The 16219-nt window shown below is 62.3% G+C and carries 15 protein-coding genes and 1 pseudogene; 5 read left to right on the top strand and 11 right to left on the bottom strand.

The genetic code is table 11. The features are described 5' to 3' along the window. Positions 1-49: 49 nt before the first annotated feature. The 8 genes from G6P99_RS14100 to cyoA form a co-directional block, all read right to left on the bottom strand. Complete coding sequence (locus G6P99_RS14100; protein WP_165128569.1) at positions 50-2899, bottom strand: ATP-binding protein; 2850 nt, start codon at positions 2897-2899, stop codon at positions 50-52. After that, positions 2896-3483 (bottom strand): helix-turn-helix domain-containing protein, encoded by a 588-nt coding sequence (locus G6P99_RS14095; RefSeq protein WP_198031100.1) that lies wholly within the window; start codon positions 3481-3483, stop codon positions 2896-2898. The genes G6P99_RS14100 and G6P99_RS14095 overlap by 4 nt, the downstream gene beginning before the upstream one ends. Before the next feature lie 236 nt (positions 3484-3719). Next, entirely contained in the window at positions 3720-4538 is an 819-nt protein-coding gene (locus G6P99_RS14090) for an acetoacetate decarboxylase family protein (RefSeq protein WP_245284508.1), read from the bottom strand. A gap of 114 nt (positions 4539-4652) precedes the next feature. Continuing rightward, a complete protein-coding gene (locus G6P99_RS14085) occupies positions 4653-5453 on the bottom strand; it encodes an acetoacetate decarboxylase family protein (protein ID WP_035976044.1) in 801 nt (266 codons plus the stop codon). 173 nt (positions 5454-5626) lie between these two features. Continuing rightward, positions 5627-6022 (bottom strand): cytochrome o ubiquinol oxidase subunit IV, encoded by a 396-nt coding sequence (cyoD, locus tag G6P99_RS14080; RefSeq protein WP_029078326.1) that lies wholly within the window; start codon positions 6020-6022, stop codon positions 5627-5629. Next, positions 6019-6654, bottom strand: a complete 636-nt coding sequence (cyoC, locus tag G6P99_RS14075) for a cytochrome o ubiquinol oxidase subunit III (protein WP_035976046.1) — start codon at positions 6652-6654, stop codon at positions 6019-6021. Before cyoC ends, cyoD begins: the two co-directional genes overlap by 4 nt. Further along, complete coding sequence (gene cyoB, locus G6P99_RS14070) at positions 6651-8633, bottom strand: cytochrome o ubiquinol oxidase subunit I (RefSeq protein ID WP_029078327.1); 1983 nt, start codon at positions 8631-8633, stop codon at positions 6651-6653. Before cyoB ends, cyoC begins: the two co-directional genes overlap by 4 nt. Next, entirely contained in the window at positions 8630-9508 is an 879-nt protein-coding gene (gene cyoA, locus G6P99_RS14065) for a ubiquinol oxidase subunit II (RefSeq protein ID WP_029078328.1), read from the bottom strand. Before cyoA ends, cyoB begins: the two co-directional genes overlap by 4 nt. Before the next feature lie 88 nt (positions 9509-9596). Between cyoA and G6P99_RS14060 the strand changes: the two genes are divergently transcribed. The 5 genes and pseudogenes from G6P99_RS14060 to G6P99_RS14040 all read left to right on the top strand — a co-directional run bounded on the left by G6P99_RS14060 (position 9597) and on the right by G6P99_RS14040 (position 13444). Beyond that, positions 9597-10238 carry a hypothetical protein gene (locus tag G6P99_RS14060; protein WP_245284509.1) on the top strand — a complete coding sequence of 214 codons (642 nt, stop codon included), beginning with the start codon at positions 9597-9599 and terminating at the stop codon, positions 10236-10238. Next, positions 10205-10931, top strand: a pseudogene (locus G6P99_RS47675) (threonine/serine exporter family protein); the annotation flags it as partial. The gene G6P99_RS14060 and the pseudogene G6P99_RS47675, both read left to right, overlap by 34 nt. A 60-nt stretch (positions 10932-10991) precedes the next feature. Next, positions 10992-11498 carry a threonine/serine exporter family protein gene (locus G6P99_RS14050; protein ID WP_414645594.1) on the top strand — a complete coding sequence of 169 codons (507 nt, stop codon included), beginning with the start codon at positions 10992-10994 and terminating at the stop codon, positions 11496-11498. A gap of 116 nt (positions 11499-11614) precedes the next feature. Continuing rightward, complete coding sequence (locus tag G6P99_RS14045) at positions 11615-12934, top strand: NAD(P)/FAD-dependent oxidoreductase (RefSeq protein ID WP_414645593.1); 1320 nt, start codon at positions 11615-11617, stop codon at positions 12932-12934. Between the two features lie 60 nt (positions 12935-12994). After that, the gene (locus G6P99_RS14040; protein ID WP_165128565.1) at positions 12995-13444 is read left to right on the top strand and encodes a hypothetical protein; all 450 of its coding nucleotides are present in this window, start codon (positions 12995-12997) and stop codon (positions 13442-13444) included. A gap of 3 nt (positions 13445-13447) precedes the next feature. Here the strand turns inward: G6P99_RS14040 and G6P99_RS14035 are convergent, their stop codons facing one another. The 3 genes from G6P99_RS14035 to G6P99_RS14025 form a co-directional block, all read right to left on the bottom strand. Beyond that, complete coding sequence (locus G6P99_RS14035; protein WP_165128563.1) at positions 13448-14038, bottom strand: NADPH-dependent FMN reductase; 591 nt, start codon at positions 14036-14038, stop codon at positions 13448-13450. An 83-nt stretch (positions 14039-14121) separates the two neighbouring features. After that, the gene (locus G6P99_RS14030) at positions 14122-14907 is read right to left on the bottom strand and encodes an enoyl-CoA hydratase (RefSeq protein WP_165128561.1); all 786 of its coding nucleotides are present in this window, start codon (positions 14905-14907) and stop codon (positions 14122-14124) included. Positions 14908-14980: 73 nt separating this feature from the next. Then, entirely contained in the window at positions 14981-16195 is a 1215-nt protein-coding gene (locus G6P99_RS14025) for a CaiB/BaiF CoA transferase family protein (RefSeq protein ID WP_165128559.1), read from the bottom strand. Positions 16196-16219 lie beyond the last annotated feature (24 nt).

Below are 16219 nucleotides of genomic sequence, written 5' to 3'. Positions count from 1 at the left end.
CTCCCCGGGCCATCCAGTGTTAGCCCAAACCTCCTTCAGCAACAAGCCGTTACCGCATCGAGACGACGACACCGTCCCGCTGGGATGGACCGCCGAGCACGTGCCTTGCCAAGCGCAGATCGTGCGTATCAAGCCCCTCCTGAAATTTCGCGTAAGTGGATTGCAGGGCATGCCATGCCGGTTCCCTTCGCCCTTCCGATTTTTCTGCAACAACAAGGCTGGTCGCAGCCCTGAGCGCCCACGACAAGCTCGCCTGCCTGTTTGCCAACTCGAGCGCGCGCAGAAGATATTGCCGACTGACCGCCAATCCCTCGCCATTGCCCAGCGCCAGCTCACCCCTGATGCGATGCAGTTCCGGGCCATACCAGCGGCTTTGATCGAGATCGATCTTCGCCCGCTCGAAGGCCTCGAGCCCTTCCCTCGGCCGGTTCGCCTGGGCCAGGCATCGCGCAAACTCGGCCTGCAGGAACCAGTCGAAGATTCCGTAGCGTGCCGTCGACAGCTTCTCGAGACCTGCCTGAAGCATTGCCGAAGCGGCGCCGATCTCCCCTCCCTGCCTTACCTTATAGAAGGCCTGCATGCCGAGACAAAATCCCTGGTAATTATGCAGCGCGTGTTTGTCGGCGTAGCCGGCAAGCTCGCCGACAAGTGCCACGGCTTCGCCGTCATCCGGATCGGTCAGATATGCGATGAAGCATGCAAAGGTCAGCGCTCCGCAAAGGTTCACGGCCCGATTGGATTGCCGCGCCTCAGCGACAGCCATCCCGCTGAACCTGCGGGCCTGATCCGGAGAGCCGCGCAACCACGCCAGGGTGGCGAGGCCGGCCAGATTATCGACCTTGCGGTCGTAGCCGAATCGCTTGATCAGCAACTGCCGGGAAGCCTCGTCGTCGCGATGCAGCGACAATTCGAGCAGGCCCTGAGCCTCGACAATTCGGCCCGTATGGTAGTACGTGATACCCCGCATGTAATTGGCGGTCGCGACAGCGCCGAGATGACCCGTTCCTTGCGAAACCTCGCCGCAGCGGTCGGCCAGTCTGATCGCTTCCGGATAATTCGGTACGCGCAACTCGTGCGCCCACAACACAAGCAGGGCGTCCACCTGATAATCGACATCGCCAAGCCCTTCGGCGAGCCGCAGGGCCATGGCCCAGGTCGTGTACGATCGATCCGTCATGCCACCTGTGAACATCACGCAGCTGGCGAATGCTGCCTGAAGGACCATTTCCTGCCGTGTGCCCGAATTCATCCGGTCGAGATGGCTGATGGCCTTCCCCATCCAGTCACGGCATTCGGTGAGCAACGCCATAGCCATCCAGGCACTTGCGGATGCCGCAGCGAGTTCGACGCCGATTTTAGCATCGCCTGTCGCCGAAAATGCCCAGTTCAGGCCGGCTCTGAGATTGTCGATCTCGATCGCGAGCGCCTTGGATCCGCCCGATCCATCCATCGCCGCGCCCTGCCTGAACAGGTCGGTGAAATAAAGCGCGTGACGGCGACAAAACAGATCCTGCTCGCCGCTCTCGGCCGATCGCTGCAGGGCAAACCCGCGCGTGGTGTCAAGCAGACGCAGCCGCCCATCCTGTCCCTGAGCTGCAATCATCGATTTGGAACGCAGCTCCCAAACGCAATCCGAAGCGCTCGCTTCTTCCACGATCTCATCGGCCACAACCGCGACCGCCGCTTCCAGCGTGAATCCACCGGCAAAAACGCTAAGTCGGCTCAGGACCCGCTTCTCTGCCTCGCCAAGCAGATCAAAGCTCCACTCCAACGTGGCGTTCAGTGTCTGGTGCCGCGACGGGGCGGTTCTACGGCCTGGCCATGACAGGTTTAGCCGCTCATCGAGAAGGCGGGCGGTCCCGGACAGGCCGAATATGTCAACCCGGCAGGCTGCGAGTTCGATCGCCAATGGAATGCCATCGAGCCGTCGGCAAATTCTCACAGCAATCGGCGCTTCCTGATCGGTCAACGCGAAGTCGTTTCGCACAACCCGCACGCGGTCGACCAGCAGTTGGACAGAAGGATATTGCAGCGCGTCTCGCGCCGACAGGCCGCCATCTTCCGGAGGGCAATCAAGTGTGCCGAGTTCGTAGACATGTTCACCTTCGACACGCATCGCCTCCCGGCTGGTCGCGAGCAGATGCAGTGTCGGGACGTTTCGAACCAGCTCTTCCGCAACAGCGGACACACCTTCAATAGACGGTTCGCAGCCGTCGAAAATGAGAAGTGCCGGCGTCTCCCGCAAACGATCGATCAAGGCCGGCACGACATTGTTTGTTCGTACCGATACGCCGAGAGCTGCGGCCAAGGCCGGGGCGACGAGCGAAGCGTCACCGAGCGTGCTCAGGTCGACGAAATGAACGTGGCCGTCAAAAGCGGAGCTCATTTCATGAGCCACGGCGACCGCCAATGTAGTCTTGCCGATGCCGCCGGTCCCGACGATCGTCACAAATTTCTGCTCGACCAGCTTCATCTGAATGACAGCCAGGGCATCGCTTCGCCCAAGCATCCGCATCAGGCGCGCAGGGAGCCGGTGCTTTGAAGGGCGGTAATCCTCCGACGCCGGTGGGGAAAGCGCGGTTACGGGGACGATGAAGCTGTACCCCCGACCGGGCACATTCGCGATATAGCGCCTGCCGGGATCATTCTGATCGAGAGCCTTGCGCAGCGCCGAGATGTGGACGCGAAGGCTGACCTGCTCGGCTCCCCGCTTCGGCCAGACCCGCTCAATCAGAGTCCGTCTGCCGACGACCCTATTGGCGTGCTCCACCAGGACGATGAGGAGATCCATCGCGCGCGCGCCGAGCGGCACAACCGTTGCGTCTTTGCTCAGAAGCCTGTTTCGGATCGAGAGTTCGAAAGGGCCAAAGCTCAGCACCCTGCCCCGCGGATCGTTCATGCGGCGCTCGCGTCCGCGTCAATTCTGGCGGTGACATCGCCCGGAATTCCGCGCTCGCGCCGCCAGTTGGCCGGGCTTTGACCAAAGGCCTGCCTGAAGAGCCTGCACAGATGGGCTTGATCCGAGAAGCCGACACTCAACGCTATTTCGCTCAGTGACGCCGTACTTGTCATCATCAGGTGGCAGGCGCGCTCGATACGCCTTCTGACCACATAGGCATGCGGCGACTGGCCGACCGCCAGTTTGAATTTCCGGGAGAAATGCGCCGGGCTTCGGCGCGCGACCATACTGAGATCCCGGATATGTATGGTACGGTGCAGATTGCTGTCGACATAGGTTCGCACACGCAGGATCTGCCATGCCGCCAGACCGCCCCTTGAAGCGTCATGGGCGGACGAACAGCGGTCGATCTCGGCTTGCAGGATGTGGGACGCCGTGGCCAGCGACGCCTTGGCCGCCTCCCGGTCACACTCCAGCTCTCGCCTTGCGGTTTCGAGCAGCCTGGCCACGCTGTTCGCAACCAGGTGAAATTGCTGGTCAGCGGCAGGGGACGATTCCGGTGCGGTCGCTTGAAGTGCTGCCATCATCGTTCTCCCACGACCGTCCGAAACCTTGGATCGACGAGAGAATGCCGCACGGGGTCGCGCTTGGCGCGTTAATCAGCGTTATGGAAGGTTAATGTCGCGGTGTGCGCGCCGGGCATTTTTCGTATTTAACAACAATGGGTTGACCGCCACATTGTCAGAATTGCAACACCCTCCGGCAACTCCTGAGGATCCGGACAGGGCCGCCCAAAGCTCGAAGGTCGGCGCCGGCTCCGCTAGGATCCATGGTCCTCCAGCACTTTCAGATCGCTGACCGAGTAAGACAGCGAGTAGCGGAATCCTCCGTCGATCCGCTTCGGCGCGAGCGCGTGAAGTTCTTCACCTCGCGCTTCCGGAAAATTGAGCTCAGCCTTGCCAACCCACGCGCCGGAAACGGCAAGATTGTCGGTGATTGACATCGCCAGTTCGTTGACCGCCGGCCGGTCCCGGGAACCGGCCGCCAGCCTCGGGAAGTATCGCAACAGGACGGTCGGGCGGCTGAGGAGGGACAATCCGTCCTCGACTGGCTTTCGCAAGGTGACGCAGGCCTCTGCAAGACGCTGGCCATGCGCGGAAAGGCTGGCACCGAAGCGGCTGCCGGACGCAACCGGCACGGCCGCCGGACCTGAAGCCGCAAAGGAGCGCGTCTGAAAGATACTGCCCATCTTCTTCGGAAACCCCCGCGTCCAGCCGCATGCAAGCGCGGCGTCGTTGTCGACATAAATGTAGGGGCACCACATGACCGGCACGTCGCCATACATCGCATCGACCAAAATCAACGCCTCGCGATACTGATAACGCGCCGGATCGAGATATTCGTCGTCCTGGGCCGTGAACTGCCAGTCCAGAAACATCATCACGGCGTGCCCATTCGACTTCGGATCGCGGGAAAGGCCGTTCGGCAGTGTCGCTGCCGTGGCGGCCGGGTCGGCCCAGAACTCAACTCCGACGGCATCGCCGGCATAATGCCAGGGTGGCGATGGAGTGAGCGCGGCCTGGCCGAATGGCGACTTCGGAACCGTAAAGCCCTTGAGCATTCCCATGTCCTGGTCCATCACCTGTGGCACGGAGACTATTGGAACCAGCGCATCATTAATTTGCTTGAAATGCGTCGACTTGTTTATTTCTGCCGCAATTCCGCAACGCTCGTTGGTGGCAGTTGCGATTGGCTAGGCGGTCAGGTCTGCCAAAACCTCGATGCCGGTCACCGAATAGGAAACCGAGAACCGATATCCGCGCCCCACCTTGAGCGGGCCCAACATCTCCAGTTCCTCGCCGTAGGCTTCCGGGAAATCGAGTTGCGCCTCGCCGACCCAGATATTCGTGAGCAGCAGATGATCCGAAACCGATCGAACGAGTTCGTCGACGGCTGGCTTATCGTGCATCCCCGCGGATAGCCGCGGAAAATGTCGTCGTCCGACAATCTGCCGATCGAGCAAGCCGACCAGACGCTCGGCCTTTTCGCGCAAGGTGACACCGGCCTGCACCAGCAAACGGCCGTGGGCGGACATGCAGGCTGAAAACCTACCGTCATGCGCGAGCGGCGCCGAAGCCATGCCGGCGGTTCCAAATGTCCGGGTCTGATGCACAATACCGAGCTTTCTCGGATAGCCCTGAATCCACCCCCTCATCAACGCGGCGTCATTATCGACGTAGCAATATGGACACCATGCTATTCGTCGTCCCTTCCACATCGCGTCGAGCAGGATGCTAAATCCGCGGCACTGATATCTGGCAGGATCGAGATACTCATCGTTCTGCGCGGTGAACTGGTAGTCCGTGAACAGTGCAACAGAGTGGCCTGGGCTCGTCTCGTCAAGCTCGACGCCGGCCGGAAGAATCTGGACCGACGCGTCAGGATCATTCCAGAACTCCACAGCCAGAACGTCGCCTGCAAAGTGCCAGGGCGGCGGCGGCACCAGCGCAGCAACACCGAGGGGAGAGCGGGGGGCCGTGAATCCCTTCAGCATGTCTTGTCCCCACCACCAGCGGCGCGCGGTCTTTCAACGTGGAACTTTAGCGTTGGCATCGTCCTCGACGCTTGGACGAACGTGCGAGGACTTGGTGGTTCATGCGCGCCGAGGTCGATCACCGCTCCAACCCCGGCGGGACCGCACCGCGTATCATGCCTCGCCTGGCGCGTTCAGCGCTGCATCTGCAGGTTCATCAGCTCGGGAGGCAGCATCATGTTGTCGTTCAGATCCGCCATGATGAGGAGCGATCCGACGACGACGAGAACGACGATCAGCACACCGAACGCCAGTGCCATTACATTGTTGGTGTTGTCCGGGCCCGTGGTGACGTGCAGGAAAAACACCAGATGGACGCCCATTTGCGCGATCGCAAGGACAGTCAGACCGAGTGAGACACCGCCGGCCCAGAGCAACGATGTGTTGGCGACCCAGAACGACAGGGCCGTGAGGCCCACCGCAAGAGCCAATCCGATAGTGTAGACCAGTGCGCCGGTCGACGTACCCTGTTCCACGTCGGGCAGTGTCGCCGCATCGCCGGGTGCGCGATCGTAGCCTGTGTCGGTCATGAACGGACTCCCATCAGATAGACCACCGTAAACAGCCATACCCAAACGATGTCGAGCGCATGCCAGAACAACGAGAAGCAGAGCAGACGCCGTTCGACATTCGCACGAAAGCCCTTGATCGCGACCTGCGCCATCATCACCGTCAGCCAGACCAGACCGGCGGTGACGTGCAGCCCGTGACAACCGACAAGGGTGAAGAACGCGGACAGGAAGGCGCTGCGTTGCGGTCCTGCTCCGGCGGCGATCATGCCGGCGAACTCCCGCACTTCGAGGACCAGGAACGCGGCCCCCAGCACGAAGGTGATGAGCGCTCCCAGATAGGTGATGCTATAGCGCCGCGCGCTGACCGCCAGAGACATCAGTCCGCAGGTATAGCTTGACGCGAGCAGGCAGCCGGTCTCGATCGCAACGCTGCCCTGGCTGAACAGCTGCGCGCCGCTTGGCCCGCCGGCGGTTGCGTGCGCCAGCACGGCGTAAGCGGCAAAGATCGCCGCAAACATCACGATGTCGCTCAACAGGAATATCCAGAAGCCAAAGCCGACCACGACCCGCTTCGCGGCGGGTCCGGCCTCGCTTGCATGCGGCCGCGCCTCGTCGCGGACCTCGCCGTCAACTGCAACTGCGACATTCATACTGCAATCTCCGCCTGGTGCGCGCGTTCGAATCGTGCAACCTGCTCGGCCGCAATTTCGACTTCCTCCTCGTCGCGAAATGCGAAGGCAAGCATGGTCAGGAAGATGCCGATTGCCCCGACACCCGCCATCCACCAGATGTGCCAGATCATCGCAAAGCCGCCAATAACCGAGAAGAATGCGACGACGAAGCCGGTTGCGCTGTTCCTCGGCAGTTCGATCGGCTCGAACTTGCGCTCCTTCGCCGGCTGGGCTTGCGTGCGCTGGCGCTGCTTCTTTTTCCACAAGGCATCGATGTCGGTCACCTGCGGCAGCACGGCGAAATTCCATACCGGCGGCGGCGAAGCCGTCGCCCATTCCAGCGTACGGCCGTTCCACGGGTCCGCGGTCACCTTCAGCTGCTCGCGGTCGCGGATCGACACCACGAGCTGGATGACCTGGCTGACGATGCCAACGAGGATGACGACGACGCCGACCGCCGCGACCACCAGCCACGGTTGCCAGCTGGCGACGTCGTAATGCTGCATGCGGCGGGTCATGCCCATCAGACCCAGCGCGTAAAGCGGCATGAAGGCGATATAGAAGCCGATCAGCCAGCACCAGAACGACACCCTGCCCCAGCGTTCGTCGAGCCTGAAGCCGAACGCCTTGGGAAACCAGTAATTGTAGCCCGCCATCAGGCCGAACACCGTGCCGCCGATGATGACGTTATGAAAATGCGCGATCAGAAACAGGCTGTTGTGCAGCTGGAAGTCCGCAGGAGGCACCGCCATCAGCACGCCGGTCATGCCGCCGATCACGAACGTCACCATGAAGCCGATCGACCACAAAATCGGGACGGTGAACCGGATGCGGCCGCCGTACATCGTGAACAGCCAGTTGAAGACTTTGACACCCGTCGGCACGGCGATGATCATGGTCATGACGCCGAAGAACCCGTTGATGTTCGCGCTTGCGCCCATGGTGAAGAAATGGTGCAGCCACACCACGAACGACAACACGCAGATTGCCATCGTCGCGGCCACCATCGAGCGATAGCCAAACAGCGGCTTGCCGGAGAAGGTTGAGACGACCTCGGAAAAGATGCCGAACGCGGGCAGCACCAGGATGTAGACCTCCGGGTGCCCCCACACCCAGAACAGATTCACGTACATCATCGCGTTGCCCTGGCCGTCGATCGTGAAGAAATGAAAGCCGAGGTAACGATCGAGCAGCAGCATCGCGAACGTCGCAGTCAGTACCGGAAAGGCCGCAACAATGAGCAGGTTCGCTGCGAGCGACGTCCAGCAAAACACCGGCATGCGCATATAGCTCATCCCCGGCGCACGCGTTTTCAGGATCGTCGCAACGAAGTTTATCCCCGTCATCAACGTGCCGACGCCGGAGATCTGCAACGCCCAGAGATAGTAGTCGACGCCGACCCCGGGCGAGAATTGCAGCCCGCTCAGCGGCGGATAGGCGACCCAGCCGGCCTTCGAGAATTCGCCGACTGCCAGCGAGATGTTGGTCAACAGAATACCCGACGCGGTCAGCCCCAGGGCCACCGAGTTCAAGGTCGGAAACGCCATATCGCGGACACCGAGCTGCAGCGGCACCACGAAATTCATCATTCCGATCACAAACGGCATCGCCATGAAGAAGATCATGATCGTGCCATGAGCCGAGAAGATCTGGTCGAAGTGCTCGGGCGGCAGGTAGCCTTGCGCGCCACCCGCCGCGACCGCCTGTTGCGCCCGCATCATGATGGCGTCCGCAAAGCCACGCAGCAGCATCACCAGCGCCAGGATGATGTACATGATGCCAATGCGCTTGTGGTCGACGGAGGTCAGCCACTCTCGCCACAGATAGGGCACGTAGCCCTTGAGGGTGACCCATGCAAGAATCGACACGATGACCAGCACCATTCCGCCCGACGCGCCCATGATGATCGGCTGGTCGAGAGGAATCGCGCTCCAATTGAGCTTGCCGAGTAGATTCATTTTTCCGCCCTTGTTGACGTCGGAGACTTGCGGCACATCGCATCGTCGGACTGCATCTCCGAGACCGAGATCCTGTCGAACAGACCGGGCGCTACCGAGCGGTAGGTGAACGGCGCTACCGCCCGGCCTGGCTTCGCCAGCTCCGCATAGGTCTCCGCATCCAGTGACGGACCGGCATTGCGCGCCGCAGCGGCCCATTGGGCGAACTTTTCGCCCGTCACGGCTTCGGCGTTGAAGTGCATGTCGGAGAATCCTTCGCCGCTGTACTGGGCGGAGAATCCCCGGTACGTCCCGGGATGGTCGGCCTGCAACTGCAGGCGGGTGATCATCCCCGCCATGGTGTAGATCTGGCTGCCGAGCTGCGGCACGAAGAAGCTGTTCATCACGCCAGACGAGGTCAGCTCGAGGCTGACCGGGGTGCCGACGGGAATCGTCAGTTGATTGACGCTGGCGACACCCTGATCGGGATAGATGAAGAGCCATTTCCAATCGAGCGAAGCAACCTGGATCCGCAACGGCTTCACCGAGGATGCGAGCGGCTTGGTCGGGCTCAAATCGTGTGAGCCGACCCACGCCACGCCGCCAACCAGGAACACGGTCATGGCCGGAATCGACCAGACGAGCATCTCGAGACGGCCGGAATATGCGAAATCCGGCCGATACCGCGCACGCTGATTCGAGGCACGAAACCAATAGGCAACACCGAGCGTGGCAAGGATCACCGGGATCACGATTGCCAGCATGATGCCAAGCGCATTGAGCAGAATCTGCCGCTCGGCAACGGCGATCGGCCCTTTCGGATCGAGCACGCCGTCGGAGCAACCGCCAAGCGTCACCGCTCCGATCAAGACCATGGCCGGCAAAGCGTATCGCATGTCAGACCTCGCCGGACGTGATGTTCATCGCGATGCTCCAGGCTTAATCGGGAATGCAGGCTGACGTGCCCGGTTCGAGCGGCCGTCGGTGCGCGCATTCAATATGCCGCTCGCCTTCGGCGCGATTGAACGTGGCTGCTCGATTGGGGCCAATCATGCTCAAAACCGGCCGCCGGCCGGCACGGACCTGACGACACGGGTTGCGATCGCACCTTTTCAGGATAATCTGAAGCACGTTTCGACAGGCGCGCCATGCCAGCCTTTTCTAAAAGCAGGTCATCGTTCGGCAGCACGCCGCATCGCGGTTCACATATCGATGACGCTGTTCCGCTTGATCGAAAGCGACCGCTTGCCTCATGGAGAACTATCGATGAAGGCGTCTTCGTTTTGGCTGCTTGCAGCCGCCTGCTCTATCGTCTCGGCTTCGACGGCGCACGCGCGTTCGGCCTACGACGGCTCCTGGGACCTCGTGTTCGTGACGCAACGCGGCGCGTGCGATCCCAGCTACAACTTCACCGTCAATGTTTCCGACGGCATTGTGACCCATCCCAACCTCGTCAAGTTCAGGGGATATGTTTCGAGGTCCGGTTCGGTTCGCGCGTCGGTGACGGTTCACGATAAATCCGCTTCCGGCACCGGCCGGCTGTCCGGAACCTCGGGAGGCGGAAAGTGGAGCGGACGCGCGGGCGGCGCGCGATGCTCGGGCTACTGGACCGCGCAGCGCAATTGACCGAAGGCGAGACACCGTGCGCCGAGCCGCTCGCGCGCGAGGCGATGCTAAGAACGACCGCGCTGGCGGCCACGCTCCTGTTTGCTCACGGCCAGACCACGGAGCGCACGGTAGCCGCCGCCGAGCGGCTTGGGCGCGCATTCGGCGTGACGGTTAGGGTCCTCCCGTACTGGGGCGAGCTCACCGTCGTGCTCGACGGCGAGCCTATTTCGCAGATCGTTCCAGCCAAGCCGCTCGGCGTCGACATGAGCAGAGTGCTGGCCGTCACGACGGTGATCGATCAGGTCTGCAGCGGCTCGTTGGCGGTCGAGGCTGCGCAGTCGGCGCTGGAGGCGGCTGGCCGGCTGCTACCGGCCTCGACGTCGCGCTTCACCCTGTTCGCGGCTATCGGCGCCGCTTCACTTGGCGTCATCTTCGGGACACTGGATGCGGCCAGCCTGCTGTTGATCGCGGGCAGCGCCGCCATCGGCGCTCGTGCGTCGCTGGTTGTCCGGTTTCAGCCACAATCCGCTGATCCAACCGCTTTGCGCCGCGTTCATCGCGGGCATCGTCGCTGCCGTTGCGAGCCGTTTCCAGCTCCCGGTAGCAACGGCGCTGGTCGCCTTCTGTCCCTGCATGGTGCTGGTCCCCGGTCCGCATATCCTCAACGGCGCCATCGACCTCGCACGCACCCGCATTGCGCTGGGAATCGCGCGCCTCGCCTATGCCGGCGTCATCGTGCTGCTGATCTGCGCCGGTGGCCTGTTCGGATTCATGGCCGTCGGCGCAAACCTGTCGATAGCCGGATCGTCCCCGCCCATACCCCTGGCCATCGATGTGATTGCGGCAGGATGCGCCGTCGCTTCCTTCGGCACGTTCTTCTCGATGCCGTGGCGTCTGCTGCCATTCCCCATCGCCGTCGGCATGCTGGCGCACGCAGCACGCTGGGCGGTGATCTCCGTCGCCGGAGGAAGCGCGCCAGCCGGCGCGCTCGTCGCCTGCACGCTCGTCGGCATCCTTACGACGCCGGTCGCCGATCGCCGGCATCTGCCCTTCGCGGCTCTCGCCTTCTCCGCCGTTGTCTCATTGATGCCGGGCTTTTTCCTGTTCAACGCTGCGACAGGCCTTGTCGAATTGCTCTCGATCGGGCCGAGCGCGCCGCCCGCTCTGCTGACAGGCATCGTTGCAAGCGGCACCACGGCATTTCTGATCGTCATGGCGATGACGTTTGGGCTGATCCTCCCACGCATGTTGTATGAGCGCTTCCTGCCCTCGGTATGATGAGGCACGGCCGTTCAATGCGCCGCAGCGCCGTCCAAGAATAGCTGGTGGCTCCGCGGTACCCGATGTGATCGGACCTGCCCCTCGAGAGCGTCGGTACATCCATGACTACAGTTCTGACCAAATCGTTCCCGCCGGAAACGCAGCTTTCGACAAAAGCGGTCCCGGGCAAAAAACGTGTCCTGATCGTCGGCGGTGGCTTCGCAGGTATCGCGGCGGCGCGCGCCCTGAAGCGAGCTGATGTCGACATCACGCTGATCGACCGCCGCAACCACCACATCTTCCAGCCGCTGTTGTACCAGGTCGCCACCGCTGTCCTGTCGTCATCCGAGATCGCGGCGCCGATCCGGCAGCTCGAGGCGAAGCAGAAGAATCTCAGCGTCATGCTGGCCGAGGTCAAGGGCATCAACCTGGGAGCTCGCACCATCGAGGCCGTTTGCCCCGAGATCGGCAGTCGAAAGCTCGAGTACGACTTCCTGGTGATCGCGACCGGAATGCGTCCGAGCTATTTCGGTCATGATGAGTTTGCGCGGTTTGCGCCAGGCCTCAAGAGCCTTAACGACGCTGAAACGATCCGAACCAAGATCCTGAGTGCGTTTGAATTGGCTGAGACGACCGACGACCCGAAGGAACGCGCTCGCCAAATGACCTTTGTATTGGTGGGCGCTGGCCCGACCGGCGTCGAGCTTGCCGCTTCGATTGCTCAACTGGCCTCGGTGACTCTACGCAACAACTTCCGCAGGATCGACCCAGCCAAGAGCCGAATTCTGCTGCTCGATGGCGGCGCCCGCATCCTTCCGACCTTTGCCGAGTCGCTGTCACAAAAGGCAGCGAAGCGTCTGGCCAAGCTCGGAGTGGAAGTTTCAACCGGCGTCAAGGTCGAGAAGGTCGACGATCAGGGCGTGATCGCGGGCGGGGTTCGGATTGCCAGCGCCACCGTGCTTTGGACCGCAGGGGTCAGCGCCTCGCCGGTGATGAAGATGCTCGGGACCCAGACAGACCGCGCCGGGCGCGCATTCGTTGGCGCCTTCATGGATATCCCCGAAGCGCCCAACGTGTTTGTCGCTGGAGATGCAGCCACGATGAGCCAGGACGGCCATCCCGTGCCCGGCGTGGCGCAAGCTGCCATTCAGCAGGGACGATTTGTCGGGCGTGTGATCGCCAATCGGGTCAGGGGACACGAGGACGGTCGGCCGTTTCGCTACCGCGACAAAGGCAATATGGCCGTGGTCGGCAAGAATTTCGCCATCCTCGAGTCCGGCCATTTGCGCAGCAGCGGGTTTTTGACCTGGCTGGTTTGGGCGGCGCTGCATGTGCTTGCCCTGCCGCAACTCCAGAACCGCTTCCGCGTCCAGACGCAATGGCTGTGGTCCTATCTGTCCGGACAGCGGAGCTCACGGTTGATTTCCGAGGGAACACGGCCGTCCGCGCCGTAACAGTGACCACGGCCGGTGGTCATTACCGCAGGATTCCGCGGCAAATTCAGGATTGCACCTGTGGACGCTTCCATTATCTCCGCCCTCGCCGCCCTGACCGGAGCGGCGGTTGGCGGCCTGACGAGCGGAATTGCCAACTGGCTGAATCACCGGAGCCAGGTCCGCGCTCAGTGGATTCTGCATGAGACGACCCGCCGGCAGCTCCTTTACAGGGATTTTATCGATGAAGCCTCCAAGTGCTACATCGATGCGCTCCAGCACGGTGAGGCCGATATCGCCAGCCTGGTCGGTCTCTACGCGAAGCTGAGCAGGATGCGGGCGTTGTCCTCGAAGCAGGTGGTCCACCAGGCCGAAGCTGTCGCCCGGAAGATCCTGGACACCTATCTGGAGCCGGACAAGAGCTTCGTCGAGCTGCGTCAGATGGCCATCGACGGTTCGATCGATCTGTTACGAGGCTTCAGCGACGCATGCCACGACGAATTCGAGGGACTGCAACCGGTCCATTTTTGACCGTTAGCCCGCGATTTGTCGGTCATGAGACCGGATCGTCTCGACCCAATTCGCGAACGCCTGCATGAATCCCTGCAGGAGTTTGTGGATGCCGTCACCGGCCAGCTTGCCATGTTCATCAAACAGCTTGTCGGCATGGCCGAGATAGGCCTCGGGCTGCTGCATGGTGGGCACGTTCAGGAACACCAGCGACTGCCTGAGATGATGATTGGCGCCGAACCCCCCGATCGCGCCGGGCGAGCTGCTGACGATCGCGGCAGGTTTGCGGTCCCACACGCTGCGTCCATACGGCCGCGATCCGACATCCAGTGCATTCTTCAGGGCGGCCGGCACCGATCGGTTGTATTCAGGCGTGACGAACAGTACCGCATCCGCGACCTTGATGCACCCGCGGAACGTAGTCCATTCCGCCGGCGGCGGGTCAATCACCCGCTCAAGGTCCTCATTATAGAAAGGCAGATGGCCGATCTCGACGACCTCGAGCCGCATTGAGGATGGCGCGAGCGAGATCAGCTCGTTGGCCAGCATCCTGTTGAGTGACGCCTTGCGCAGGCTTCCGACCAACACGCTCACATTCATCGGATTCACGGTCATTCTCCATGTCCAGATCTTGATGTCCGGGTCCTGATGTCAGGTCTTGATTCCAGGTCCTGGACCGAACCGAAGCTGGCTCGCGCCTATGCTTTCGCTGAAGATTTGGTCGTCCGCGTGAAGTCAGGCTTGCGCTTCTCCAGGAAGGCTGTGAACGCCTCTTTTGCGTCGTCGGAGCGAACCTGCGCGCTGAACTCGGCGTTCTCGGCTTGCATCGCGGCTTTGATCTGCTCGCGGAACGGCTGCTTCATGAGCCTCTTGCTGGCTTGCAGGGCGCTCGCCGGCTTCGCCGCCAACTTCCCGGCCGTCTCAACCGCCCTCGTCAACACATCCTTGTCGGAGACGACCGCGGTCGCCAGACCCAATTCCACCGCACGCCGGGCGTCGAACGGCGCGCCCATCAAGATCAGCTCCGCCGCACGGAGGTGGCCGATCCGCGCCGGCACGGAGTAGCTCGACCCGAATTCCGGCACGACGGCCAGATTGATGAAAGGCATCTGGAAGTGCGTACTCTCGCCCGCGTAGATGAAGTCGCAGTGCGTCAGCATGGTGGTGCCGCCGCCGATCGCGGCGCCATGGACCGCCGCGACCACCGGCTTGTCGAACTTGACCAACGCATCCATCAGCGCGGACTGCGGTGATTCCCCCGGCCCCGGCGGATTCTTGAGGAAATCCTCGATGTCGTTGCCGGCGCAGAACGAATCTCCCGCGCCGTGCCACAGGACCGCACGCGTGCTGTCGTCACCGGCCGCCTCGCTGAACATGCTTGCAAGCGCCAGGTACATCGCCGACGTCATCGCATTCCGCTTGGTCGGGCGGTTCAACTGGATGCGCAGGATGCCTCCGCCATGTTCGGTAACGATATCATCCATTGTCGACGTCCTGATGCCGGTGAATTTGATTGCAGGCGGAGCGGCGCGCGCCGCCCGCCCGGGTCGTCTCGTGTCACTTCGCCTTCGGAACGGCCCCGCTCTCATGCAAACCGGCGATTTCGGCGGCGCTGAATCCGAGTTGCTGGAGGACCTCATCGTTGTGCTCGCCGATGTTGGGGGCACGTTTCGCCGGCACCTTGGCGACGCCATGCACCTGAAGCGGGCTGCTGATGGTGGACGTCAGCTTGCCGCCGGCACCGCTGAGCGGAACGATGATGTCGTTCGCCTGGAGCTGGGGATCGTTGATCACCTCTTGCGGTCCACGCACCGCGCCGAACGTCACGTGCACGCCGTTGAACACCTCGTACCAACGTGCCATCGGTTGGGCACAGAAGGTCTCGTCGAGGATTGCCGTGAGCTGCGGCATGTTCGCCGTCAGCTTGGCCGGATCGGAGAAGCGCGGATCGGTCAGCAGATCGGGGCGGCCGATGGCCTTGGCGACGGCGGCCAGCTTGTCGGGCGTGACAATGAGCACGAACCAGGTGTCGTCCTTGGCGCGATAGACGTTCATGGCCGCATTCGCAGGATTCTTGCGATCGTGCAGTCCGAAGAATTTTGCATCGCACAGCGCGGCCTGGATCGAGACGCTGGCCGACCAGACGCCCTCGGCGAGCAGCGACGTCGTGACATGCGCCCCCTCGCCGGTGCGCTCACGACGATACAGGGCCGTGACGATCGCCGAGTACAGCCCGACGGCAGTGGCATTGTCGCCGCTGCCGGCCACCGGCCAGGTCGGCGGCGCACCGGCATCGCGCGTCATCGACAGCAATCCGCTACGTGCCCAGTACGAGGTGATGTCAAAGCCGGGAAGGTTCGCATCCGGCCCCTTGTCGCCGAAACCCGTGAGGTCCGCGTAGATCAATCGCGGGTTCCACCCCACCACATCTTCATATTCGAGTTTCAACTTCTTGCGCGCCGGATGCGGCGTGTTGACGATGAGAACGTCGGCCCATTTGACCAGCTTCTCGAGAACCTGATGGGCGCTCGGCGACTTCAGATCGAGGGCGATGCCCCGCTTGTTGCGATTGGCGAGGTGCCAGGGATAGGGATCCTCGGCGACCGGCTGCGGCGGCATGTGGTTGGCGTGCCGCCACAGCTCGCCGCTCGGCGGCTCGACCTTGATGACGTCGGCGCCGAAATCCGACAGGATCACCGCGGCACTGGGGCCCGCGATGAAGCTCGCCAGATCGACGACCTTGAGTCCGGAGAAGATGTTGTCGCTTGCCATGGCTGTGTTTCCTAATCGCTGTGT

The sequence above is a fragment of the Bradyrhizobium sp. 6(2017) genome (assembly GCF_011058295.2).
Classification (GTDB): Bacteria; Pseudomonadota; Alphaproteobacteria; order Rhizobiales; family Xanthobacteraceae; genus Bradyrhizobium; species Bradyrhizobium septentrionale.
This window is presented reverse-complemented; position numbering and strand designations above follow the sequence as displayed.

Bases quoted from the DNA above. Each gene is read 5' to 3' on its own strand.
- G6P99_RS14025 (WP_165128559.1), bottom strand. From the start codon at position 16,195: ATGGCAAGCGACAACATCTTCTCCGGACTCAAGGTCGTCGATCTGGCG.
- G6P99_RS14035 (WP_165128563.1), bottom strand. From the start codon at position 14,038: ATGACCGTGAATCCGATGAATGTGAGCGTGTTGGTCGGAAGCCTGCGC.
- G6P99_RS14050 (WP_414645594.1), top strand. From the start codon at position 10,992: ATGGCCGTCGGCGCAAACCTGTCGATAGCCGGATCGTCCCCGCCCATA.
- G6P99_RS14100 (WP_165128569.1), bottom strand. From the start codon at position 2,899: ATGAACGATCCGCGGGGCAGGGTGCTGAGCTTTGGCCCTTTCGAACTC.
- cyoD (WP_029078326.1), bottom strand. From the start codon at position 6,022: ATGACCGACACAGGCTACGATCGCGCACCCGGCGATGCGGCGACACTG.
- G6P99_RS14090 (WP_245284508.1), bottom strand. From the start codon at position 4,538: ATGGACCAGGACATGGGAATGCTCAAGGGCTTTACGGTTCCGAAGTCG.
- G6P99_RS14095 (WP_198031100.1), bottom strand. From the start codon at position 3,483: ATGGCAGCACTTCAAGCGACCGCACCGGAATCGTCCCCTGCCGCTGAC.
- cyoB (WP_029078327.1), bottom strand. From the start codon at position 8,633: ATGAATCTACTCGGCAAGCTCAATTGGAGCGCGATTCCTCTCGACCAG.
- cyoC (WP_035976046.1), bottom strand. From the start codon at position 6,654: ATGAATGTCGCAGTTGCAGTTGACGGCGAGGTCCGCGACGAGGCGCGG.
- cyoA (WP_029078328.1), bottom strand. From the start codon at position 9,508: ATGCGATACGCTTTGCCGGCCATGGTCTTGATCGGAGCGGTGACGCTT.
- G6P99_RS14030 (WP_165128561.1), bottom strand. From the start codon at position 14,907: ATGGATGATATCGTTACCGAACATGGCGGAGGCATCCTGCGCATCCAG.
- G6P99_RS14085 (WP_035976044.1), bottom strand. From the start codon at position 5,453: ATGCTGAAGGGATTCACGGCCCCCCGCTCTCCCCTCGGTGTTGCTGCG.